The 19992-nt window shown below is 61.3% G+C and carries 22 protein-coding genes, 1 tRNA gene and 1 pseudogene; 18 read left to right on the top strand and 6 right to left on the bottom strand.

Annotated features, from left to right (window positions below; genetic code table 11):
• Nucleotides 1-8: 8 nt before the first annotated feature.
• Nucleotides 9-2384 carry a TonB-dependent receptor gene (locus LH365_RS04165; protein ID WP_226744941.1) on the bottom strand — a complete coding sequence of 792 codons (2376 nt, stop codon included), beginning with the start codon at nucleotides 2382-2384 and terminating at the stop codon, nucleotides 9-11.
• A gap of 372 nt (nucleotides 2385-2756) precedes the next feature.
• Between LH365_RS04165 and LH365_RS04160 the strand changes: the two genes are divergently transcribed.
• Nucleotides 2757-4379: a glycosyltransferase family 39 protein gene (locus tag LH365_RS04160; RefSeq protein WP_226744940.1), complete on the top strand. Its 1623-nt coding sequence runs from the start codon at nucleotides 2757-2759 to the stop codon at nucleotides 4377-4379.
• Nucleotides 4380-4586: 207 nt separating this feature from the next.
• On the opposite strand, the gene LH365_RS04155 is transcribed toward LH365_RS04160, so the two are convergent.
• Nucleotides 4587-5810 carry an OmpA family protein gene (locus tag LH365_RS04155; RefSeq protein WP_226744939.1) on the bottom strand — a complete coding sequence of 408 codons (1224 nt, stop codon included), beginning with the start codon at nucleotides 5808-5810 and terminating at the stop codon, nucleotides 4587-4589.
• 367 nt (nucleotides 5811-6177) lie between these two features.
• On the opposite strand from LH365_RS04155, the gene LH365_RS04150 reads away from it, so the two are divergent.
• The 7 genes from LH365_RS04150 to LH365_RS04120 all read left to right on the top strand — a co-directional run bounded on the left by LH365_RS04150 (nucleotide 6178) and on the right by LH365_RS04120 (nucleotide 8836).
• Nucleotides 6178-6267 (top strand) — tRNA-Ser (locus LH365_RS04150).
• A gap of 279 nt (nucleotides 6268-6546) precedes the next feature.
• Nucleotides 6547-6765 (top strand): flagellar hook protein FlgE, encoded by a 219-nt coding sequence (locus LH365_RS04145; RefSeq protein WP_226744938.1) that lies wholly within the window; start codon nucleotides 6547-6549, stop codon nucleotides 6763-6765.
• 71 nt (nucleotides 6766-6836) lie between these two features.
• The gene (locus tag LH365_RS04140) at nucleotides 6837-7184 is read left to right on the top strand and encodes an EF-hand domain-containing protein (RefSeq protein WP_226744937.1); all 348 of its coding nucleotides are present in this window, start codon (nucleotides 6837-6839) and stop codon (nucleotides 7182-7184) included.
• Between the two features lie 48 nt (nucleotides 7185-7232).
• Nucleotides 7233-7517 carry a hypothetical protein gene (locus LH365_RS04135; protein ID WP_226744936.1) on the top strand — a complete coding sequence of 95 codons (285 nt, stop codon included), beginning with the start codon at nucleotides 7233-7235 and terminating at the stop codon, nucleotides 7515-7517.
• A complete protein-coding gene (locus tag LH365_RS04130) occupies nucleotides 7517-8071 on the top strand; it encodes a sigma-70 family RNA polymerase sigma factor (protein WP_226744935.1) in 555 nt (184 codons plus the stop codon). The genes LH365_RS04135 and LH365_RS04130 overlap by 1 nt, the downstream gene beginning before the upstream one ends.
• Nucleotides 8064-8342 carry a hypothetical protein gene (locus LH365_RS04125; RefSeq protein ID WP_226744934.1) on the top strand — a complete coding sequence of 93 codons (279 nt, stop codon included), beginning with the start codon at nucleotides 8064-8066 and terminating at the stop codon, nucleotides 8340-8342. The genes LH365_RS04130 and LH365_RS04125 overlap by 8 nt, the downstream gene beginning before the upstream one ends.
• A 170-nt stretch (nucleotides 8343-8512) precedes the next feature.
• Complete coding sequence (locus tag LH365_RS04120; protein ID WP_226744933.1) at nucleotides 8513-8836, top strand: EF-hand domain-containing protein; 324 nt, start codon at nucleotides 8513-8515, stop codon at nucleotides 8834-8836.
• A gap of 161 nt (nucleotides 8837-8997) precedes the next feature.
• Here LH365_RS04120 and LH365_RS04115 read toward each other — a convergent pair whose 3' ends face one another.
• Nucleotides 8998-9462 (bottom strand): Lrp/AsnC family transcriptional regulator, encoded by a 465-nt coding sequence (locus LH365_RS04115; protein ID WP_107873884.1) that lies wholly within the window; start codon nucleotides 9460-9462, stop codon nucleotides 8998-9000.
• Between the two features lie 178 nt (nucleotides 9463-9640).
• Here LH365_RS04115 and ald point away from each other — a divergent pair.
• Nucleotides 9641-10728, top strand: a pseudogene (gene ald / locus LH365_RS04110) (alanine dehydrogenase).
• A 182-nt stretch (nucleotides 10729-10910) separates the two neighbouring features.
• On the opposite strand, the gene LH365_RS04105 reads toward ald, so the two are convergent.
• Complete coding sequence (locus LH365_RS04105) at nucleotides 10911-11831, bottom strand: alpha/beta hydrolase (RefSeq protein WP_226744932.1); 921 nt, start codon at nucleotides 11829-11831, stop codon at nucleotides 10911-10913.
• A 4-nt stretch (nucleotides 11832-11835) separates the two neighbouring features.
• The gene (locus LH365_RS04100) at nucleotides 11836-12603 is read right to left on the bottom strand and encodes a hypothetical protein (RefSeq protein WP_226744931.1); all 768 of its coding nucleotides are present in this window, start codon (nucleotides 12601-12603) and stop codon (nucleotides 11836-11838) included.
• A gap of 116 nt (nucleotides 12604-12719) precedes the next feature.
• Here LH365_RS04100 and LH365_RS04095 point away from each other — a divergent pair, with 116 nt between their 5' ends.
• Entirely contained in the window at nucleotides 12720-13205 is a 486-nt protein-coding gene (locus LH365_RS04095) for a GNAT family N-acetyltransferase (RefSeq protein ID WP_226744930.1), read from the top strand.
• Between the two features lie 188 nt (nucleotides 13206-13393).
• Nucleotides 13394-13903 (top strand): GNAT family N-acetyltransferase, encoded by a 510-nt coding sequence (locus LH365_RS04090; protein ID WP_226744929.1) that lies wholly within the window; start codon nucleotides 13394-13396, stop codon nucleotides 13901-13903.
• A 214-nt stretch (nucleotides 13904-14117) separates the two neighbouring features.
• Here LH365_RS04090 and LH365_RS04085 read toward each other — a convergent pair whose 3' ends face one another.
• Complete coding sequence (locus tag LH365_RS04085; protein WP_226744928.1) at nucleotides 14118-14648, bottom strand: type II CAAX prenyl endopeptidase Rce1 family protein; 531 nt, start codon at nucleotides 14646-14648, stop codon at nucleotides 14118-14120.
• A gap of 121 nt (nucleotides 14649-14769) precedes the next feature.
• On the opposite strand from LH365_RS04085, the gene LH365_RS04080 reads away from it, so the two are divergent.
• The 7 genes from LH365_RS04080 (at nucleotide 14770) to hisG (ending at nucleotide 19963) form a co-directional block, all read left to right on the top strand.
• Nucleotides 14770-15426, top strand: coding sequence for a LemA family protein (locus tag LH365_RS04080; RefSeq protein ID WP_226744927.1), 657 nt, complete (start codon nucleotides 14770-14772; stop codon nucleotides 15424-15426).
• 23 nt (nucleotides 15427-15449) lie between these two features.
• On the top strand, nucleotides 15450-16259 hold the full coding sequence (locus tag LH365_RS04075) for a YgcG family protein (protein WP_226744926.1): 810 nt from the start codon (nucleotides 15450-15452) through the stop codon (nucleotides 16257-16259).
• Between the two features lie 13 nt (nucleotides 16260-16272).
• Nucleotides 16273-16965 (top strand): TPM domain-containing protein, encoded by a 693-nt coding sequence (locus LH365_RS04070; protein ID WP_226744925.1) that lies wholly within the window; start codon nucleotides 16273-16275, stop codon nucleotides 16963-16965.
• A gap of 3 nt (nucleotides 16966-16968) precedes the next feature.
• Complete coding sequence (locus LH365_RS04065) at nucleotides 16969-17277, top strand: hypothetical protein (RefSeq protein ID WP_226744924.1); 309 nt, start codon at nucleotides 16969-16971, stop codon at nucleotides 17275-17277.
• 119 nt (nucleotides 17278-17396) lie between these two features.
• Nucleotides 17397-18638: an Hsp70 family protein gene (locus tag LH365_RS04060; RefSeq protein WP_226744923.1), complete on the top strand. Its 1242-nt coding sequence runs from the start codon at nucleotides 17397-17399 to the stop codon at nucleotides 18636-18638.
• A 120-nt stretch (nucleotides 18639-18758) separates the two neighbouring features.
• Complete coding sequence (locus tag LH365_RS04055) at nucleotides 18759-19079, top strand: YerC/YecD family TrpR-related protein (RefSeq protein ID WP_107873846.1); 321 nt, start codon at nucleotides 18759-18761, stop codon at nucleotides 19077-19079.
• 5 nt (nucleotides 19080-19084) lie between these two features.
• Nucleotides 19085-19963: an ATP phosphoribosyltransferase gene (gene hisG / locus LH365_RS04050; RefSeq protein ID WP_226744922.1), complete on the top strand. Its 879-nt coding sequence runs from the start codon at nucleotides 19085-19087 to the stop codon at nucleotides 19961-19963.
• Nucleotides 19964-19992 lie beyond the last annotated feature (29 nt).

Raw genomic sequence — 19992 nt, 5'->3', positions numbered from 1 at the left:
TTCCGGTCTTAGAACTTGGTGTTCAGCGTCAGGACAGCCGTGGTCGGCGCGCCGAGCTGGTAGTTGAAGCCAACGTTGGCCGCGAACACATCGCTCGGGCTGATGGCGCCGGCGTAACGCTCGTCGAACAGGTTCTTGACGTTCAACTGCAACTGCGTGTCCTTCATCGGACCGAAATTGCCGAAGCTGTAGCTCACATTAGCGTCCCAAACCGTATAGGCCGGAGCGATTTCCGTGTTCAACAGGGTCGAGTAACGGTCGCCCGTGTACTTGCCCTGAACGCCGAAGTCCCAGTTGCCGGTCTCATAGTTGACGCGGACGGCGTGAGCGAACTTGGGATACTTGTTCAGCTTCTTGCCGGCAGTCAGTTGTACCGCTGTGGCACTGGTCTTCACGTTATCGGCAATTTCCGAGTCCGTGTAAGAGGTCGAGGCATAGATGTTCAGCCCTTCGACCGGACGGAAACCAACTTCCGCGTTGAAGCCTTGCATGGTCACGTCGCCGATGTCAGTCGACGTCGAGATTTGTTCGACATCGTCATAAGCGCGTTCGATGCGGTGGGCGAAGTCGGTGTGCCAGACAGCGACGTTAGCGCTGACCTTGGCCGCCGAGTAACGGTAGCCGAGATCGACCGTCTTGCCGTGTTCCGGAACCAGATTTGGGATCTTCGAGTCGTACAGGTCGTCGGTACGCGGAGCCGAGAGTGTTTCAGCATACGAAGCGTAGATCGATTGGTTGTTGTTGATCTTGTAGCTGACGCCGAGGTTCGGCAGAACCTTGTCATACTCTTTGGTGAAGCTGACCGGAGCCTGGATGGCCGCCGTCGCACCAGCCGCCGCACGAGCGTCAGCCGCCGCCGTCGGATTGGTCGAGCAGTAGGCCGTGAAGGTGTTCATCTGATAGCAGTAGTTGTTCAGATCGCGCGTCAGCTTGGGCGCACGCAGACCGATATCGAACTTCAGGCTGTTATCGAAGAAAGTGCCCGTATAGTTGATCGCGAACTGGCTCAGCTCGGCGAACGAGTGACGGTTACGCTTCTGAACGTTGTTGCCGAACTTGTCGAGGACCGGCGAAGCATTGCCGCGTTCCGACGAGAATTCGTCCGTGATTGAACCCGTGGCGTTCAGCAGGCTGTAAGCGCCGGTCTGACGGTGGCTGCCGCGATCGTAGCTGTAGGCCGCGCGTACAACGCTGTTGTCGTTGATGCGCCAGATCAGCGACGAAGTGACCATGAAACGACGAGTCTTGGTGTTCGACGGCGAGTAGGTGCGCACCGAGGTGCTCAGGCGACCGTCACCATTGATATCAACGCCGGTCAGTTCGCGGTTGATCGGGTTAGCCACGCCAGCCGTGCCGATCTGGCCGGTCACTTCGTTGATCGTCGTGGTGCCGCCGCCGTTGGCGAGCGTGTATTGGAACGACGGATCGAAGGTGAAGGTCAGGTTGTCGGTCAGGTGCTTCTTGAACTGAATACGGACGTTGCCCGTATCGGTCGGGTTGATCGAATAACCGTAGTAGTTCGAGTTGAAGCCCGGGCCGGCGCCAGCGGTTTCATCGTAGTCGTTGATCGTGTCCTGCTGGATTTGCGCCAGCGAGTTACGACGGATGAAGTGGTTGCGGCTTTCCATATACAGGAAGGCGGCCGAAACGAAGTCGCCGTTATCGCCCAGCGGCTGATAGACCTTACCGTTGACCTGCTTGCGCTCCAGGTTGCCCGGGCCCTTGAACTTGTCGGTACGGTTGTACGAAGCCGACAGGTACGAAGTGGTGCCGAAGGGCCCGAACTCACCCGTGTCGAAACGGACGAATTCACGCTGGTAGTTGTAGCTGCCGAAGCCGAGCTTCACCTGGCCGCCCATTTCCTTCAGCGGCTTCTTGGTCAAGTAGCTGAGCGTACCGCCCGAAGCGGCGGCCGTCGGGCTGTCCACGTCGGTGGTGCCGAGGTTGACGTCAACGCGCGAGAATAGATCAGAATCGGGCAGTTGCGTCGTGTAAATCTGATAGTTGCCAGTGTCATTAACAGGCATACCATCGAGGGTCAGCGACACGCGCTGAGCGTCGAAGCCGCGCAGGGTGATGTCACCGCCCGACATGCCAGTGGCGTCGTTGCTGGTGAAGTTCACGCCCGGAAGCAAATTGATGGCGTCAAGACCGGCAACGCCCGGCAGTTGCTTGTCGATGAACTGCTCATCGATCGACGAACGGGTCTTGGTCACGGTCTGAACGACAGCCAGACCTTCCAGCGAACGATTGCGCTGGCCCGAAACCACGACTTCAGTGACTTCTTCAACAGCTTGCGTGCCAGTCGATTGGGCCAGAGCGCTATGGGCGGCGAAGGCGCCCGTGAGGGCCGTACCGGCCAGAATCCACTTGTTCAACTTCATATCGGAGTATCCCCTCTCCAGGTTTACAGATTAGAAAAGCAGCGCTGTGGCGCGGATAACGCCAATGCCCGTTTTCAAGCACCATCACTTAAACGTTTAGGTAGGTTTCCACCTTTAGCCGCTTTTGCGCCGCTTTTTGAGCCAAAAGTGCGAAGGTTTGATGACAATTGTGACAGTCGGAACCATCTGCGCTGAAATTACCACAGTTTATGTCACCTTTTATCGTTTGCGGGATACAGTCCGTAACCATTCGTGTTTGCGCGGGTCCGGAAGGCGTGTCATTCAGCCAGAGATGTGCAAAGTTCGGCCACGTTGGCCGCCTAAATATTTGCGCGCCGCACAAAATTCACCTCGCCCCGCGATCGCCCCATTATGACCTTGCCGACTTCCGCTCCCCTTTCCACCCCCGCACGTTACGTCCTGTGGGGCCTGGGCCTGTTGTTTGTGCTGCGCGTCGCGCTGCTGTTCATCACCTACACCAACCTCTATCCAGACGAGGCGCAATACTGGTTGTGGTCGCGCGAACTGGACTTCGGCTACTATTCCAAGCCGCCCATGATCGCCTGGCTGATCCACCTCTCGACTCTTGCCTCGGATGCCGAGCCCTTCGTGCGGCTGTTCGCCCCCGTGCTGCACTTAGGAGCGGCGCTATTCTTATGGGGCGCGGGCAAACGGTTGTTCAATGAAGCCACCGGTCTCACCGCGGCTATTATATATAGCCTCATGCCGGGTGTGGTCTTGTCTTCGGCGGTGATCTCGACCGACGCCCCGCTGATGTTTTTCCTGGCGGCAACGCTTTATTTTTATAGCCTTTTCCTGACGAATCCTGATGAGCGCGGCCGATTGAAAGCAGCGCTGGGCATGGGGTTGGCTTTCGGGGCGGCCTTCCTCAGCAAATATGCCTGCCTGTATTTCCTGATCGGCGCGGCAGCACACGCGGTATTCGTGCCTTCGGTGCGTCGCTGCTGGAACTGGCGCAGTCTGGCGCTGTTTGCCGGGGCGTTTGTTGTGCTGATGTCGCCAAATCTCTACTGGAACGCCAATCACGGCTTTCAGACGGTTTCGCACACCGCCGATAACGCCAACTGGCATTGGGGCAAACTGTTCAATCCGATGTCCCTGCTGACGTTCTGGCGCGATCAGTTAGGAGTGTTCGGGCCGGTGCCCGTCGCAGTGCTCTTGCTGGGAGTTGCCGGTCTTGTGTGGCGTCGAACGGGCATATTGCACCGCGACAGCCCTGAGGATGTCCGCGCCCGTTTGATCGGTCTGGCCTGCCTTACTCTGCCCCCGCTCCTCTTCGTCAGCGTTCAGGCCTTCCTGTCGCGCGCCAACGCCAACTGGGCCGCATCGGCCTATGTGCCAGCCAGTTTGCTGGTCGCCGCCTTCATCACTACGGGTTTCAGCGTTGCCGTAAGGTCACACAAAGCCTGGCGTCCCGTGCTGGGCGTCGGCCTCGCCATTCAGGGCATCATATTGGCGGTATTCATGCTGGGCGCCGCCTCTGCCGACCTGACGCGCACGCTGGGTCTCAGCAATACGGTGAAACGCGCCCGCGGCTGGGACACCCTAACCCAAGCCGTAATCGCCGAAGCGCAGGCCGGCCCGCGCCCCACGGCTATCGCCGTCGATAATCGCAACGTCTATAACGGCATGGCCTATTACGGCCGCGACTGGTTCGCCGCCAATCCCGACGTGCCGCTCAAGGCATGGGTGCGCGAGGCTCATCCCAAGTCACAGGCCGAGACGGAAACGCCCCTGACCGCTGAAACCGGCCAGAATGTGCTGATCGTCTCCTATGTCGATGGCTTCATCCCGGATATTCGCAACGACTTCACCGCCACCAGCCCCGGCGAATCGTTGAAAATCGCCCTCGATCACAAGCGCACGCGCGATTTTACGGTCTTGCGGGGATACGGCTTCAGCCGCGCGCCCCGTGACCCGGTGACCGGCCATCCGGTCGGGTCTCAGGTCGAAGCCCCGGACGACGATCAGTAGACGCCTATCCGGATTGAAGTGAGAAAGACGCAGGGGGCCTGAGGCCCCTGCACCCCGAAACCTGTCAGGGCACAACGGCATAGATTTGAGGCGAATATAGTGGCGTGTGGGGCCTGCGGTCCCGCGATTTTTTCCCTTTTAAACGCAAAAAACCCGGCCTGCGAACAGGCCGGGTTTCTTGTGTCTGTCGATACCGACAGCGTTTGATTAGAACGCGATGTCGATGGTCGAACGACGGTTCAGCGGTTCCTTCACGCCGTCGCCGGTGGCGACTGCCGGAGCCGATTCACCCTTCCAGTCAACGGCCAGGATCGAACCCGACACGCCGAGACCGGCCAGAGCGTCAGCCACGGTCTTGGCGCGACGTTCCGAGAGGCGGATGTTGTAGGCAGCCGAACCCGAGGTGTCGGCGTGACCGACGACAACCACGCGAGTCGCGTTACCAGCCTTCGAGTAATCGGCAGCCTGTTGCACGATCGCTTGCGCGTCGGCGGTCAGGGTCGACTGATCGAATTCGAAGTACACAATGAATTCGCGGGCTTCGTACTTCACCGCTTCTTCAACCGGCGGCGGAGGCGGCGGCGGAGGCGGCGGAGGCGGGGGAGGAGGAGGCGGCGGCGGCGGGGGAGGCGGCGGAGGCGGCGGGGGCGCACCGAACGACCAGCGCAGACCGACGGTCACGGTCTGATCGTTGAATTTGCCCGAGAACGAACCGGGGTTCAGAGCCGTCGTCGTCGACGTCGCGTCGAAGTTGACTTCTTCCGTCGTCAGATAACGATAGGTGAAGTCGAGGTTCAGACGATCCGACAGAGCCCAGGCGAAACCGGCCAGCGCCTGATAGGCGGCGACGGTGTCTTCACCCGAGATGGTCAGGTTCTGACCGGTGGCGGTCGGGTTGACCGAATACTGGCCGGTGAAGTCAGCCTTCACGCGATCCAGACCGATACCCAGGCCGACGAACGGATGGAACTTCGATTCCGGAACGAAATCGTAGATCAGGTTCGCCATGAAGGTCGTCTGATCGAACGAACCGACCGGGCTGCCGCAGGGGGTCGACGCCGTACGCGTCACGCCCGGCGTGCAGAGCGCGGTGTCGCGCGGAGCGGAGCCGCCCAGGTACGGATAAACGCGGGCGAAGCCACGAGCCGCGTCCACGTCACCGGGACGGTAGCCGCCTTCGAATTCGACGCGCCAGTTCGGGTTGTAGCGATAACCGAGACGGGCAAAGCCGGCCCAGTCATCTTCCGTCGAAACGTCGTAGACGAACGGCGAGCCGTCCGGCATGTTATTGGCCGAACGCGCGCCATATTCGGATTTCGTATTGTAGCCGAGGTCGACAGCGCCGTACCAGCCTTCGGCTTCCTGGGCGGCGGCGCCAGACGCCATCGCCAGTGCGACGAGCGCAGCGCCCGCCAGCAAGTTGAGTTTCATGTGTAATGCCCTCTCTTGGCCATCGATGAGGCCGCCGAAAAAACGCACGACGGACTGACCGTAATTACAAACGCCTACATAACTGTGGGAACATATCTTGCCTAGCACCTAAAATGCCATTTTGGTTGAAAATGCGCCCCTTAACACGTCTTTTAAGGACGACTGACACCCGAAAGACACTACAAATAGAAATGCCATTTTTCGGACGCAGTTGCCTTACGTCGTCGTCTTCGCGGCGTAAGTTTTCAATAATTAAATGTGAATAGCTGTGGAAAGGGGCTTGCGTTGCGTACGCCTTATGAGTAGGAGAACGGCCCTGCCCGCGACCACCGGGCACCGTCCACGGACGAAACACCTTGTGATATACGGAGAGGTGGCAGAGTGGTCGAATGTACCGCACTCGAAATGCGGCGTAGGTGCAAGCCTACCGTGGGTTCGAATCCCACCCTCTCCGCCATCCAGCAAAAATGACCGGCCTGTTGGCCGGTATTTTTTTGTCTTATCATCGACAAGTGTAACCATAAAAAGTGTAGCCATAAAGACACGGTGGAAATGCGGATTCGTAAATTGGGCCTGAGCGAAGGTCCGGCGAAACGCAGGAAATCAATCCAGCTCATCTTCGAACGTACCCCTAACCCCGCATTAATCCCGTTTCGAAGCCTCGGCTTAATCATTCGGGCGCATGATGCATGAACCGGGCGATCCCCTTCTCCCCCGGCAGAGTAAGGTGCGTACCATGATTGCTTTCAACACCGCCGCCGCGGGCGCGCTGAACGCCGCCCGGATGTTCGACCGTTCCGCGATGAAGGTGGCCCAGACGGCCGGAACCGAAGCCGCCGATCTGACCAGCGCCGTACTCGATCAGAAGCAGGCCCAGACGGCCTTTTCCGCCAATCTCGCTGTACTGAAAACCTCTCAGGACATGACCGGGCAATTGCTGAATATGAAAATCTGATCCGGTTGCAGGGGATTCGCACGGGCCGCCGTATAAGGGATATCTCTCCTCAAACGGATGGTACCCACGCCATGACCAAGACCCCGCTGCTGATCGCTTCCGCCCTCGTTCTTCTGCCTCTGACCGCCTTCGCTCAGGACGGCCAGTCCCAACCGCAAGGTGGCTGGGGCAATGGCAACGGCCCGCGCATGACTCCGGAAGAGCGCTTCGCCCAGATGGATGCCAACAAGGACGGCTTCATCGCCCGTGACGAATATAAGGGCCGCCGCCCGGAAATGTTCGATCAGATGGACGCCGACAAGGACGGAAAACTGACCAAGGACGAGATGATTGCCTTCATGAAAGCCCGCATGAGCCAGCAGGGCGGCCAGCGCCCCGGCGGCAGCGCAGTCTCTTCGTCTTCGAGCGGAGGGAAATAAGCTCCGATGCGTCCCGTCGTTTTTAGCGTAATCGCCGCTTGCCTTGTGATGACGGGTTCGCCCGTCCTCGCCCAGTCCACACTCCTGCAGGAAAAGATGCAGGAGCACCGCAAGCGTGCCGACGACATGCGTGAGAAGTTCGAAGACCGCCTGTTCCAGCGCACCGACGCCAATCAGGACAACTTCATCTCGCGCGAAGAGTTCCTGAAGCAGGCCAATGACCGTTTCGACCGCCTCGACGTCAATAAGGACGGCAAGCTGTCCCGCGAAGAGGTCCGCGCCGAACTGAAAGGCCCCGGTAAAAAGGGTCCGGGCGAGCGTAAAGACAAGTGATGCGCGATGCGGTGGGTGATGCCCAGCTCATGCGACTGACGGCGGAGGGCGATGCCGCCGCCTTCCGTCAGCTCGTGGCGCGTCACCTGCCCCGCGCCCATGCCGTCGCCTATCGCGTTCTGCTTAATCGCGAGGACGCGGAAGAGGCGGTGCAAGCCGCCTTCACCAAGGTCTGGACCAATGCCGGACGCTTCGAACCGGAGCGTTCGGCCTTTTCGACCTGGCTCTACACGATTGTCACCCGCGCCTGCCTCGATCGGGCGCGGCGCTTCAAACCCAAGACCCAGCCCATCGAGGACTGGGCCGAAGCGCTGAGCGACGGCGATCCGGACGCCGAGGCGCACCTGTTGCAACAGCAGAACGCCCGCCTTGTGCGTGACGCTGTGGCGCAATTACCGACCCATCAGCGCATGGCCGTCGCCATGTGCTATTTCGAAGGCTTCAGTAACGCCGAAGCGGCGCAAAGCCTGAATATAAGCGTCAAGGCGCTGGAATCCGTGCTCGTTCGGGCAAGACGCCAGCTCAAGACCGTGCTAGGAGTAAAGGATGACTGAGTTCGAGCGCAAACTGCATAGCTGGAGCACGCCGCAGCCGGCGACCGGCCTGGCCGATCGTATCGCGCGTCAGGCCATGTCGCGTCAGCAGGGATTTGTCTGGCGCGATGCGGCCGTGCGCAGCCTGACCGAATGGCGCTACGGACTGGTCTATAAGGCCGCGGCGCTGGCCGCCTGCGCCCTGATCGGCGTCGGCGTATCGATGAGCCTGAACGACACCGTTGCGCACGATGCCGATCTCGACGAACTGGCCTTCATCGTCGGCATCTAAAGCGCAATCCGATAAAGTGGGCGCCACTTTTCGGGAAAATTACGCGACCGCTGAAAACGTAGTGTGGGATGAGGCTTTCATCTAAAATCATCCCGCTCTGCGCCGCAATCGCTCCCTATTTCCGCCCCGACCTGCGTTTAGACTCCCTGTTCATCTCAAAGGAGCATCCTATGCGCAAACCGCTTATCTGGCTGATCCCTGCCCTCACCCTGTCGGCGGTTCCGGCCTTGGCCGAAATGCCGGCCCCGCCAAAGACGCCGGCGGAAAAGGCGGCCATGCGCGCCCGCATCGATGCCGAGGTCGATGCGCAATTCCGTAAAACCGACACCAATAAGGACGGCGCGATTTCACGCGCCGAATTCACAACCGTCAGCCCGAAAAAGGCGGCCTATTTCGATCTCGCCGACATGAATCGCGACGGCTCGCTCAGCCGCGAGGAACTGAGCGCCGTGGTCAGCGTGCTGTTCGAACAATGGGTGGCGAAGAACGGATAGGCTTAAAGAGTTTAACCATGCAAAGCACACAAAGCACAGACTTTGGAGCTGATCGGGCTCAAAAGCCTTGATCACCGCGTGTCAGATGAGGCGAAGGATACTTCGCGCCACGTGCGCCACACGCCCAATTTCCGTGCTTTCTGTGTTTTCCGTGGTTAAAATTAAACGGCTTTGACGGTGCGGATCGAGAACTGCGACACCAGCTTGGACACGCCCGGCATGGTCGACAGCACGTCGCGGTGGACGTCCTCATAGGACAGGCTTTCGCGCAGGACGATCTTGAGCAAATAATCCGCTTCACCCGACATCAGGTGACATTCTTCGACGGCAGTGATCTGCACCACCGCCTTCTCGAACTTTTCGAAGGTTTCGCGGCGCTGGTCCTGCAGCGTGACATGCACGAAGACCATACCCTGCTTGCCGTGCACGCTTTCGGCGATCACGGCGCGATAGCCGGTGATGATGCCGCGCTGCTCCAGCAGTTTGACGCGGCGGTGTGCCGCCGAAGGGCTCAGCCCCACCTTCTCGCCCAGTTCCGCCGCCGTGGCGCGGGCGTCGTTGCGCAGAACCTTGATCAGTTCGCGGTCGAAGGAATCGAGATCGGAAAATTTATCAGCGTTCGCCATAGAATTGAGAATATATCCCGCAAATCGGCAGCACAAGCCACATAATTGCAAGAAATTCCATCGAATTTCGTATCATTATCTACAAAAACGAGCGCGCTCCCGAAAACGGACATCCGTTGCGGGAATGAACGCGTCTCGGACAAAAATGTGATCACAGACATCACCGGAGGAGCGGACCATGAAAATCAGCGTACCCAAAGAAATCAAAAACCACGAATACCGCGTCGGGCTGACACCCGGCAGCGTGGCCGAACTCGCCCATCACGACCATCAGCTCTTCGTGGAAACCCATGCCGGCGAAGGCATCGGCTTCAGCGACGCCGACTATCAGCGAAGATCGTCGCCACAGCCGAAGAGGCCTTCGCGGCGGGCGACCTGATCGTCAAGGTCAAGGAACCGCAACTGCACGAATGCGCCTGGCTGAAACCGCGCCAAACCCTGTTCACCTATCTACACCTGGCCGCCGACAAGCCGCAGGCTGAGGCGCTGATGGCATCGGGCGCGACCTGCATCGCCTATGAGACCGTGACCGAGCCGCAGGGTGGTTTGCCGCTGCTGCGTCCGATGTCGGAAGTCGCCGGGCGCATATCTGTCCATGTCGGGGCCACCTATCTGCACAAGGCCTATGGCGGACGCGGCGTGCTGATGGGCGGCGTGCCGGGGGTCGCACCGGCGAAGGTCGTCATCATCGGCGCGGGCGTCGCCGGGATCAATGCCGCCCAGATGGCCGCCGGGCTTCAGGCCGACGTCACCATCTTCGACGTGTCGGCGCACCGGCTGATCGAGATCGACCGTTTGTTCCAGGGCCGCGTCAAGACCGCCTATTCGGCGCGCGCGGCTCTGGCCGAAGCGGTGGCCGAGGCCGACCTTGTCATCGGCGCGGTGCTGATCCCCGGCGCGGCGGCCCCCAAGCTGGTCAGCCGCGACATGCTGAAGACCATGAAGGCCGGCGCGGTGATGGTCGATATCGCGATCGATCAGGGCGGCTGCTTCGAAACTTCGCACCCGACCACGCATCAGGACCCGATCTTCCTTGTCGACGGCATCGTGCATTACTGCGTCGCCAACATGCCGGGCGCGGTGGCGCGCACCTCGACACTGGCGCTCAACAACGCCACCCTGCCCTTTGTGGTGAAGATGGCGACCATGGGCGTGGCCGAAGCGCTGAGCACCGATCCGCACCTGAAAGCCGGGTTGAACATTGCCGCCGGCCATATCCGCCACGCGGCGGTGGCTCAGGCGCTGTCTCTGCCGTTTGCCCCGTAGGGTGCGGCGTCCTGCCGCACTTTCGGCTCGGTTTTTTCGACGTCCGGGTCTGGCAATCCTGTGATCACTGCCTATCTACAGACTACCAGCCGGGCAGACGTCCCCCCCCCCTGAAATGTCCGGCTGAAGATGGCGCTTGAGACTTCCCCCCTGGTCTCAAGCGCCTTTATTTTATCTGAAATCTACTTCGGCCAACCCGGCAGGGCATGGGTCATCAGTTGCCACAGGCTGTTGCGAGCGGCATGGGCCGGACGCGCATTGTTGCGATCGCCGGGCAGCGGCAGTTGCACATGCGGCGGCGTGCGCATCGTCTGGCCCGGATAATAGTCCATATGGTCGAAATTGCGGTCGACGCCCTTATCCAGCCACAGGAAGGTCGAGGGGATCTGATAGTTGGCGACATTGGCGGGTCTGGGTTTCGCGCCGATACGCCCCAGAGCCGCCATCAGCGGCGCGTCGATGTCCCCGAAGGCCGTGGCCGCGAAATTGCCCGGCGGATAGGCCAGCATCAGAATCTTGTCAGCCTTCGACGCCAGTATGGAAATGCGCTCGGCCTTCACCTCCATGCCCTTGTAACGCTTGGCGAAGGCATCGGCATTGACCGCCGGCGCGGTCAGACACACCTCACGCAGGCGACGCTTCACCGTGCGCAGGCACTCCAGCCCCAGCCGTCCGCCCAGACTGTGCGAGATGAAATTCACCTCCAGCGCATCGGCGCAATAGGCGTCGATGAATTCCGCCAGCACGCGCCCGGCCTGCATGGCGTCCTGATGCTCCCACACATAGTTGAGCATGGTCGTCGATTCGCCCGGCCACAGCACCCCCACCACCAGATAGGTATCGTCGAGGTTCAGGAACTGCCGCACCCCGGCCAGCGCATTGAGCCCGTTCCTCAGCGTCACATTATAGCCGTGCGTGACGAAGACCAGCCGCCGGTTGCGCGCTTGCGCCCCCAGCGCCGCCAGAGGGATGGGCTTCATGCCGCCACCGGTCGTCGCGATGACCTTGCCGTCCGCCACTTCGATCTTCAGCAAATGCGCCTGCGCCAGTTTCGGCACCGAGGCCGAAGGGCCGGATTCGCTCCTGAGATTAAGGAACCACACCGGATCAGCCCTTGTTCGAGACGGTCTTCAGCGCGCTCGCCGCCGCCTTGAGCGCCGAGGTCAAATCCTTGGCGATCGGCGCCAGCGGCACGGCCAGAATCCCCAGCCCGAAGGCCATGGCATAGAGCTGCCAGCTTTGACCGATGGGGCTGTAGGCCGCCAGCACGAAGGCGCAGAGCAGCGACAGCCCCACCGCGACCACCGAAGCGGCGAACCGCGAACCGGCGCGATAATCATGGTCGGCCTTGTCGTAGGCGGCCTCCAGCCGCGCCCGCAACAGCGCATCGAACCGCCCCAGCGCATCGAAGGCCTTCTGCGTTTCAACGGCCTGCGGCTCGGCCGTCTCACCCTCGATCACATCCGGCACGCCCTCGTGCAGGAACCGCGTCGCCCGGCCCAAGGCTTCCGGATCGACCGGCGACACATCGCCGTGCCCCAGCAGATTGCCCAGCACCTGCTGCGGCGTCTCTGCGGTCAGGCCCAGCCGCACCAAGGCGATCACCGTCGAAATGTTCTGTTCGCGCGGCGACCCGTTGATCCAGTAGCCGCGCAATATGCCATCCCAGTCCGGCCCCAGCGCCACCTTCAGCGCCGGCTCCAGCGCCGTATAGACGCGCTGCAAATGCCGGTAGCCACACGAGGACACGCCGCCATTGGGCCACACCGCCCGCGCCGCATCCACCAGCGCCGACGCCGCCATGCCCAGTCCGCCGGTGGCCAGCACCACCGCGCTGAGATATTCGACCGGTCCGTTATTGCCGCCCAATGCCATGACTGGCCCCCTGATCTACAACCTGGAAACGATAATGACGATATCTTCGCCTGCAAGACAAGCCTCGCTTGCCTTCCGCGCCCATCCTTGTCACAGCCGGATGACAGGAGGATAGAATGACGACTCGTATCTTCGCCGCCACGCTCGACGATCTGCCCCGCGTGCAGGCCATGGCCCGCGTCATCTGGCCGGAATGTTTCGCCGGCATCCTGCCGCCGGAGCGCATCGGCCCCATGGTCGAGGTCATCTACGCCCTCGACACCCTGCGCGCCGATATCACCGAGCGCGGCCACCGCTACTGGCTGGCGCAGGTCGACGGCGAGGACGCCGGCTACGTGTCCGCCTATCAGGAAGGCGAGCGTTTGTGGCTCAAGAAGCTCTATCTGCGTGACATCTGCCGCGGCAGAGGCACCGGCAAGGCCCTGATCAACACCATCCTCGCCGCCTTCCCCGATGCCCGCGAACTGGCGCTCTACGTCAATGACGGCAATGCCCCGGCCATTGCCTTCTATCAGTCGCAGGGCTTCGAGATCGAGGCCACCGTTTCAGTACAAATGGGACCGTTCCCCTTCACTGATCACATCATGCGCAAGCCGCTCTGAGCGATCACACCCAAATCAATCACAGGCCGACATGATTTGAAATAATATTTCCCATTCCGTGATTTTCATGGCAGGTTATTCACAGGCTCAAAAACGAGCCGATTGGAGGAAATGACACAGGGAAGACCCAAAGGCGCCCTGTTGTACTGTTAAGGAGTTCCCCGCTCCCCAGGAAACGGAGGTCTCAAATGCCGAACCCGCCGAAAATCCGCCGCATCCGCACGGAAGAGCTTTACGTCGTGCGCGATCTGGCCATGATCATCTGGCCGCGCCTCTACCGCAACGTGGTCTCGCCGGTTCAGATGGACGCCATCATCAGCGCCCTGTTCGATCTCGACACTCTCGAAGAAGACATGGACGCGCGCGGCCACCTCTACTGGGTCGCCGAACTCAACGGCAAGCCGGTGGGCTTTCTCTCCGCCGCCTCCGACCACGGTCACGTCAGCGTGCACAAGGTCTACGTCCTCGAAGACTATCGCGGCAGCGGCATCGGCAAGGCCCTGATGCAGGCCGCTCTCACTCATTTCGACGACGCCCACACCCTGTCGCTCATCGTCCCCAAGGACCACGACCACGGCATCGGCTTTTCGCTCAAATCCGGCTTTGTTTTCGACCACGAAGAACGCACTCGCGTCGGCACTTACAAGCTGACCAACTACGTGATGCGCAAGACCGTCGATGCCCCGGTGGTGTCGTAGGTTTTGGATTGAAGATCAAAGATCCTGGGGCCAGTTGGCCCCAGACCCCATTACCGGAGCCCGAATGGCAACGCCCGCTTCGGTCCTCTCATACCTCTGGGGAGGGGGACCGCACGAGCCGAAGGCGAAATGTGGTGGTGGGGGTTCTTACTTGCTTGGGACACCTGCGCAACCTCTAACATTTGTGCACTCAGGGCGCTTCGCGCCGGGTCTGTTACCCCATCAGTTCCTCAAGCGACGGCCCGCCCAGCCACGCCTTCCACACGAACACCAGCCCCCCGTGGTACAGCACCGCCGGCCACAGAGACCCGGTGCGCCAGCGCATCAGCGCGCACCCCAGTCCGATCAGCCCCGCATTGAGCAAAAACGCCGGATGCAGGAACAAGGTCGCCCCGGGCAGAATCACCAGCGCCTCGAATACATGCCACAGCACAAACACCACCGTCCCGACGCCGATCCACATTACCGGTCGCGTCGTCTCGTTCCGCGCCGGGATCATCACCCCGCGAAACACCAGTTCCTCGGTAAAGGCCGGCACCAGCATCACGCTGAGAAACAGCCTGGCTAAGTCCGGCTGAGGCGTCCCCACCTGCAATATGCCGCTGCCGAAGCCGATCCCCGCCACCGCTGCCGCCACCGCAATAGCCACGACCGCGCACCACGCCCATCCGCCGAGCGACGGCCACACAATCAGGCTTTGAATGGCGCTTAGGCCGCGCCCTTTTACGAAAACGATTGGATTCATGATCTATCCCTCCTCCGTTCCTCACCTTAACAAAAGGTAACCTGCTCCCCCTTTTGCAACCGCCGGATTTCGCCTATGTGTATGGGCAACACACACCGGGCTTTTTAAGGGAGCTACTATCGTGATCAAGCTGAAGCGTGTTCTGGGTCTTGTCGCCATCGCGGCCGCCGCCATGAGCCTGACGGCCTGTGACGTCAACCGCATCCCGACGCAGGAAGAAGCCGCCAAGGCCGCCTTCTCCGAGGTTCAGAACCAGTACCAGCGCCGTAACGACCTCGTCGGCAATCTGGTCAACACGGTGCAGGGCGCGGCCATCGCCGAGCGTGGCACCCTGACCGAAGTGGTCGAAGCCCGCGCCAAGGCCACCAGCGTCAATGTCGACGCCTCGACCATCTCCGACCCGGCCAAGTTCCAGCAGTTCCAGCAGGCTCAGGACGGCATGTCCTCGGCTCTGGGCCGCCTGATGGTCGTCGTGGAGCGCTATCCGGATCTCAAGAGCCAGCAAGGCTTCCTGACTCTGCAATCGCAGCTCGAAGGCACGGAAAACCGCATCTCGGTGGCGCGCCGCGACTATAACGCCGCCGCCCAGACCTATAACACCACCCTGCGTTCCTTCCCGCAGAACATCCTGGCCGGCACCATCCATTCAGGCTCCAAGCCGATGGAATATTTCAAGGCCGCCGCCGGCGCCGATCAGGCCCCGACCGTCGATTTCTCCGGCCTGAACACCCAGTCGCAGACCAGCGCGCCTGCGGCTTCCAGCGCTGCCGCACAGTAAGCTAAGTCCCGGAAGGCCAAACCATGTCTCTCCCCGCCTCCGCCCTGCGGATGAGGGCCGCATGGACGGCCTTCCTTTTCCTGTGCCTGACGCTGTGGGCATCTGCAGCCTTAGCCGAACCTAAATTCCCGCCCTTGACCGGTCGTGTTGTCGATCAGGCCAATCTGCTGACACCCGAAGCCGAGGCCGAACTGACGGCGAAGCTACAAGGATTGGAGAACGCCACCACCGATCAGGTCGTCGTTGTCACGCTCGATAGCCTTCAGGGCTATGACATCGCCGACTATGGCTATCAGTTGGGCCGCCATTGGGGCATCGGTCAGAAGACGGCTCAGGCCTCTACCATAGCCGGTTCCGAAGCCGGCGGACAGTTCAAGGACAACGGCGTCATCCTCATCGTCGCGCCGAACGAGCGGAAGGTGCGTATCGAGGTCGGCTACGGGCTCGAACCCGTCATTACCGACGCCTATTCGTCGCTGATCATCCAGAACGCCATCCTGCCGGCCTTCCGCGCCGGGGACTATCAGACCGGCATCATCAGGGGCGCCGACGAAATCGTTGCCCAGCTCGCCGCCGATCGCGGTACGGCCATCGAAAAGGCGCGCAAGTTCGAGCAGCAGCCGGTTCAGAAGGGCCAGCGCATTCCGCTGTGGGTCATCATCGTCGTGATCGCGTTCCTGCTTATCTTCGGCCGCGGCTGGCTGCCCTTCTTCATCATCGAAGCCCTGCTGCGGGGCGGCGGAGGCGGTGGCGGCTGGAGCGGCGGGGGAGGCGGCGGCTTTAGCGGAGGCGGCGGCGGCTTCGGCGGCGGCGGCTCTTCGGGAAGCTGGTAAGGGAAAGACGGACATGCCTTTGAACATCGACCACGCCCGTATCAACGCCGCCATCGCCCGCGCCGAGACAAATACCTCAGGCGAGATTACCTGCGTTATCAAGAAAACCGCGCTCGACTATCCGGAAACGCCGCTGATGTGGGCCGCCGGATCGGCCTTCATCCTGCCGCTGATTTTCTTGGGGCTGGGTGTGTGGCCGCACGACTGGCTGGGACCGGTGCTGACGGCCATCGCCGGATGGAACGCCCCGAACGTCACCGGCGAATTGCTGGCCGCCGAAGCCATCATCTTCTACGCCCTGATGCAATTGCTGCTGTTCGCCAGCGTCTATCTGCTGGTCAGTGTGCCGAAGGTCAAGCTGTGGCTGACGCCGCGTTTTATAACCCGTCGCCGCGCCCACAAAAAGGCGCTGGAGCAGTTCATGGCACGCGGCCTGCACCTGACGAAAGAACGCACGGGGGTGATGATCTTCTGCGCCCTTGAGGAGCACTTTGTCGATGTCATCGCCGACGAAGGCATCTATACCCGCGTCGACAAGAAAGAGTGGAACGAAACGGTCGCCGCCCTGATCGCCCATATCAAAAAGGGCGACCTGACCGGCGGATTTGAAACCGCCGTGGAACGCTGCGGCACGGTGCTGGCGGCGCACTTCCCGCCGGGCGCCGTCAATCCCAACGAGTCGCCAGACGTGCTGATCGAGATATGATCCATGCTTCCCGCGGCGCTGCTCCCCATACTTGAAGCCTTGAGCGGCGATCCGGCGGTACACACGGGACGCGCGCTGAAGACCGAAGGTCTGATGGTGGGTGGCAAGCTGTTCGCCTTTGTGATGGATGAACATCTGGTGTTGAAATTGCCCGTGGCCGAAGTCGACGCGCTGATGGCCGCAACGGGCGCGCACCGCCTGTCGCGCGGCGGGAGCCCGATGAAGGAATGGGTGTGTCTGCCGCCTGCGTCACAAGACCTGTGGCTGGCGAAAGCCGCCGAAGCTAAGGCATTTGTTCAGTCTCTGAGGTAAGTGCGACTATAAAGTGCCTCCTCCCTCGTTTCGCTTTGCGCACAAGGGAGGATGTGACTAGCCTTCCCGGCTCAATCCGTGTACACACCGCCGCCTTTTGTGTGTCTTCGGCGGAGCCCATGTCCCAGCGTCCCTATTGCGGTATCGATTTCGGCACCTCCAACTCCGCCGTCAGCGTCGGGCGCGGCGATCGGGTGCAACTGGTCCCCGTCGAAGGCGATGCCGTCACCCTGCCCTCGGCCCTGTTCTTCAATACCGAGGAGGACCACCTGAGCTTTGGACGCAAGGCGATTGCCGAATATCTCGACGGCTACGAAGGCCGTTTGATGCGCGCGCTGAAATCCGTGCTGGGCAGCCATCTGATCGGCGAAACCACGCAGGTCGGCACGAAGCGCAAGAACTTCCGCGAGATCATCGGCCTGTACATCGCCCACGTCAAAAAGGCGGCCGAACGTCATGCGGGTGAGTCCATCGAGGACGTGGTGCTGGGCCGTCCCGTGCACTTCGTCGATGACGATGCCGAAGCCGATCAGCGCGCCGAAAACGAACTGCGCGGCATTGCCGAGGCGCAAGGGTTCAAGACCATCCGCTTCGAGTACGAGCCGCTGGCCGCCGCCCGCGACTATGCCAGCCGCCTGAACGAAAGCGAGACCGTGCTGGTTGTCGATATCGGTGGCGGCACCTCGGACTTCTCCGTCCTCAGCCTGTCTCCCGACCATTCCGACATCCTGGCCAATACCGGCGTGCATATCGGCGGCACGGATTTCGACCGCCTGCTGAGCATGGACACGGTCATGGTCGATATGGGCTGGAAATCGAAGTTGAAAAGCGGGCTCGACATGCCGGGGCTGACCTATCATCAGCTTTCGACCTGGCACCTGATCAACTTCCTCTACACGCAGAAGGTCATGCACAGCGTGCGCGAACTGCACCACATGGCCGAACGCCGCGACCTGACGCAGCGCCTGATCAAGGTGCTGGAAGACCGCATGGGCCACGCCATCGCCAGCCGCATCGAAACCGCCAAGATCGCGCTTTCAACCGATGAGGCCACCCGCATCGACTATGGCGACATCGAAGCCGGCTGGGCGTCCGAGGTCACGCGCGATACGCTTATCGGCTCGACCGCGCGCGAAGTGGCCAAGGTCGTCGCCACCGCCGGACTGTGCGTGGAAAAGGCCGGCCTCACGCCCGGTGATATTCACACCCTGTTCATGACCGGCGGCTCGACCGCCATGCCGGGCTTCGAGGCCGCCATGCAGGCCGCCTTTCCCGCCGCAAAGATCAACTACGGCGACCGCTTCTCGTCAGTGGCGTCGGGTCTGGGTCTGGCCGCCAGGGCGGCCTTCGCTACCGCATAAAGAAGTCAGTGCGTTTGCCGTATGACTCGGCTAAAACAGCGCTTCCTGCAAAATATCGTGCGGACGCGCTTGCATTCGATGCGCACCCGCTGTATTAGCGCGCTAACACACTAACACAACATGACCGACAAGCCGAACAAGACCCCGGAAATCTACGCTGCTGATGAAGCAGAACTGGTACGCGCCCTTCTGACGCTCAAGACACCCGAAGAGGTGCGCGCCTTCCTCGACGACCTGTGCACGCCGTCGGAGGTCCGCGCCTTCGCTGAGCGCTTCAAGGTCGCCCGCCTGCTGGACGAAAACGCCCTGTCCTACCGGGATATCTCGGAACGGACCGGCGCTTCGACCACCACCGTCACCCGTGTGGCGCGCTTCCTGCGCGACATGCCGCACAAGGGATACCGGCTGGTGATCGACCGACTGAAACAAGAAAGTAACTGATACCCATGTCTTCCCGACTCCGCATCGCCGTACAGAAATCGGGCCGTCTGGCCGACCGCTCGCTGGAAATGATCTCAGGCGCGGGCCTGCGCGTCGTGAAGGGCGCCAACGAACTGCTCTATCGCGTCGAAAACCAGCCGATCGACCTGCTGCGCGTGCGCGACGACGACATCCCGACCTTTGTGGCCGATGGGGTGGCGGAACTCGGCATCGTTGGCTACAATGTGCTGGCTGAGCACTTCCCGGAAGACAACCTCGAAGAGCGCATCGTCATGCGCCTAGGCTTTGGCAAGTGCACGCTGAAGATCGCCGTGCCGGACGCCTTCGTTTACGACGGCCCGCAAAGCCTCGAAGGCAAGCGCCTGGCGACCTCCTATCCCAACATCCTCGGCAAGTGGCTGACGGATAAGGGCGTCAACGCCACCATCGTCGAGATGCGCGGCGCTGTCGAAGTGGCCCCGCGCATGAAGATCGCCCACGCCATCTGCGACCTTGTTTCCACCGGCGCGACGCTGGAAGCCAACGGCATGAAAGCCGTCGATCTGGTCCTGTCGTCCGAGGCGGTGCTGATCAAGGCCCCGCACGCCCCGCCGGAAGATCTGGCCCATGTTTACGATATGCTGCTGCGCCGCTTCGACGGCGTGACGGCGTCGAACGGCGCCAAGTACGTCATGCTCAACGCCCCGCGCGAACATCTGAGCGAGATCATCGAGTTGATCCCCGGCGCCGACGCCCCGACCATCATGCCGCTGGCCGGACGTGAAGACACGGTGGCCGTCCATGCCGTCTGTCAGGAAAACGTCTTCTGGGACACGCTGGACAAGCTCAAGGCGGCGGGCGCTTCGGCGATCCTCGTCCTGCCGATCGAAAAAATGATGAAGTAGGTGTCACGGACACCTTTTGAATTGGTCCG

This window comes from Asticcacaulis sp. AND118, assembly GCF_020535245.1.
Classification (GTDB): Bacteria; Pseudomonadota; Alphaproteobacteria; order Caulobacterales; family Caulobacteraceae; genus Asticcacaulis.
The sequence above is the reverse complement of the archived record's forward strand: the minus strand, read 5'-3'. Positions and strand labels throughout refer to the sequence as shown.

Excerpts from the sequence above, each read along its gene's own strand:
- LH365_RS04155 (WP_226744939.1), bottom strand. The coding sequence starts at position 5,810 with ATGAAACTCAACTTGCTGGCGGGCGCTGCGCTCGTCGCACTGGCGATG.
- LH365_RS04060 (WP_226744923.1), top strand. The coding sequence starts at position 17,397 with ATGTCCCAGCGTCCCTATTGCGGTATCGATTTCGGCACCTCCAACTCC.
- LH365_RS04090 (WP_226744929.1), top strand. The coding sequence starts at position 13,394 with ATGCCGAACCCGCCGAAAATCCGCCGCATCCGCACGGAAGAGCTTTAC.
- LH365_RS04055 (WP_107873846.1), top strand. The coding sequence starts at position 18,759 with ATGACCGACAAGCCGAACAAGACCCCGGAAATCTACGCTGCTGATGAA.
- LH365_RS04115 (WP_107873884.1), bottom strand. The coding sequence starts at position 9,462 with ATGGCGAACGCTGATAAATTTTCCGATCTCGATTCCTTCGACCGCGAA.
- LH365_RS04065 (WP_226744924.1), top strand. The coding sequence starts at position 16,969 with ATGCTTCCCGCGGCGCTGCTCCCCATACTTGAAGCCTTGAGCGGCGAT.
- LH365_RS04140 (WP_226744937.1), top strand. The coding sequence starts at position 6,837 with ATGACCAAGACCCCGCTGCTGATCGCTTCCGCCCTCGTTCTTCTGCCT.
- LH365_RS04070 (WP_226744925.1), top strand. The coding sequence starts at position 16,273 with ATGCCTTTGAACATCGACCACGCCCGTATCAACGCCGCCATCGCCCGC.
- LH365_RS04125 (WP_226744934.1), top strand. The coding sequence starts at position 8,064 with ATGACTGAGTTCGAGCGCAAACTGCATAGCTGGAGCACGCCGCAGCCG.
- LH365_RS04130 (WP_226744935.1), top strand. The coding sequence starts at position 7,517 with ATGCGCGATGCGGTGGGTGATGCCCAGCTCATGCGACTGACGGCGGAG.
- LH365_RS04100 (WP_226744931.1), bottom strand. The coding sequence starts at position 12,603 with ATGGCATTGGGCGGCAATAACGGACCGGTCGAATATCTCAGCGCGGTG.
- hisG (WP_226744922.1), top strand. The coding sequence starts at position 19,085 with ATGTCTTCCCGACTCCGCATCGCCGTACAGAAATCGGGCCGTCTGGCC.
- LH365_RS04120 (WP_226744933.1), top strand. The coding sequence starts at position 8,513 with ATGCGCAAACCGCTTATCTGGCTGATCCCTGCCCTCACCCTGTCGGCG.
- LH365_RS04135 (WP_226744936.1), top strand. The coding sequence starts at position 7,233 with ATGACGGGTTCGCCCGTCCTCGCCCAGTCCACACTCCTGCAGGAAAAG.
- LH365_RS04145 (WP_226744938.1), top strand. The coding sequence starts at position 6,547 with ATGATTGCTTTCAACACCGCCGCCGCGGGCGCGCTGAACGCCGCCCGG.
- LH365_RS04075 (WP_226744926.1), top strand. The coding sequence starts at position 15,450 with ATGTCTCTCCCCGCCTCCGCCCTGCGGATGAGGGCCGCATGGACGGCC.
- LH365_RS04160 (WP_226744940.1), top strand. The coding sequence starts at position 2,757 with ATGACCTTGCCGACTTCCGCTCCCCTTTCCACCCCCGCACGTTACGTC.
- LH365_RS04085 (WP_226744928.1), bottom strand. The coding sequence starts at position 14,648 with ATGAATCCAATCGTTTTCGTAAAAGGGCGCGGCCTAAGCGCCATTCAA.
- LH365_RS04165 (WP_226744941.1), bottom strand. The coding sequence starts at position 2,384 with ATGAAGTTGAACAAGTGGATTCTGGCCGGTACGGCCCTCACGGGCGCC.
- LH365_RS04095 (WP_226744930.1), top strand. The coding sequence starts at position 12,720 with ATGACGACTCGTATCTTCGCCGCCACGCTCGACGATCTGCCCCGCGTG.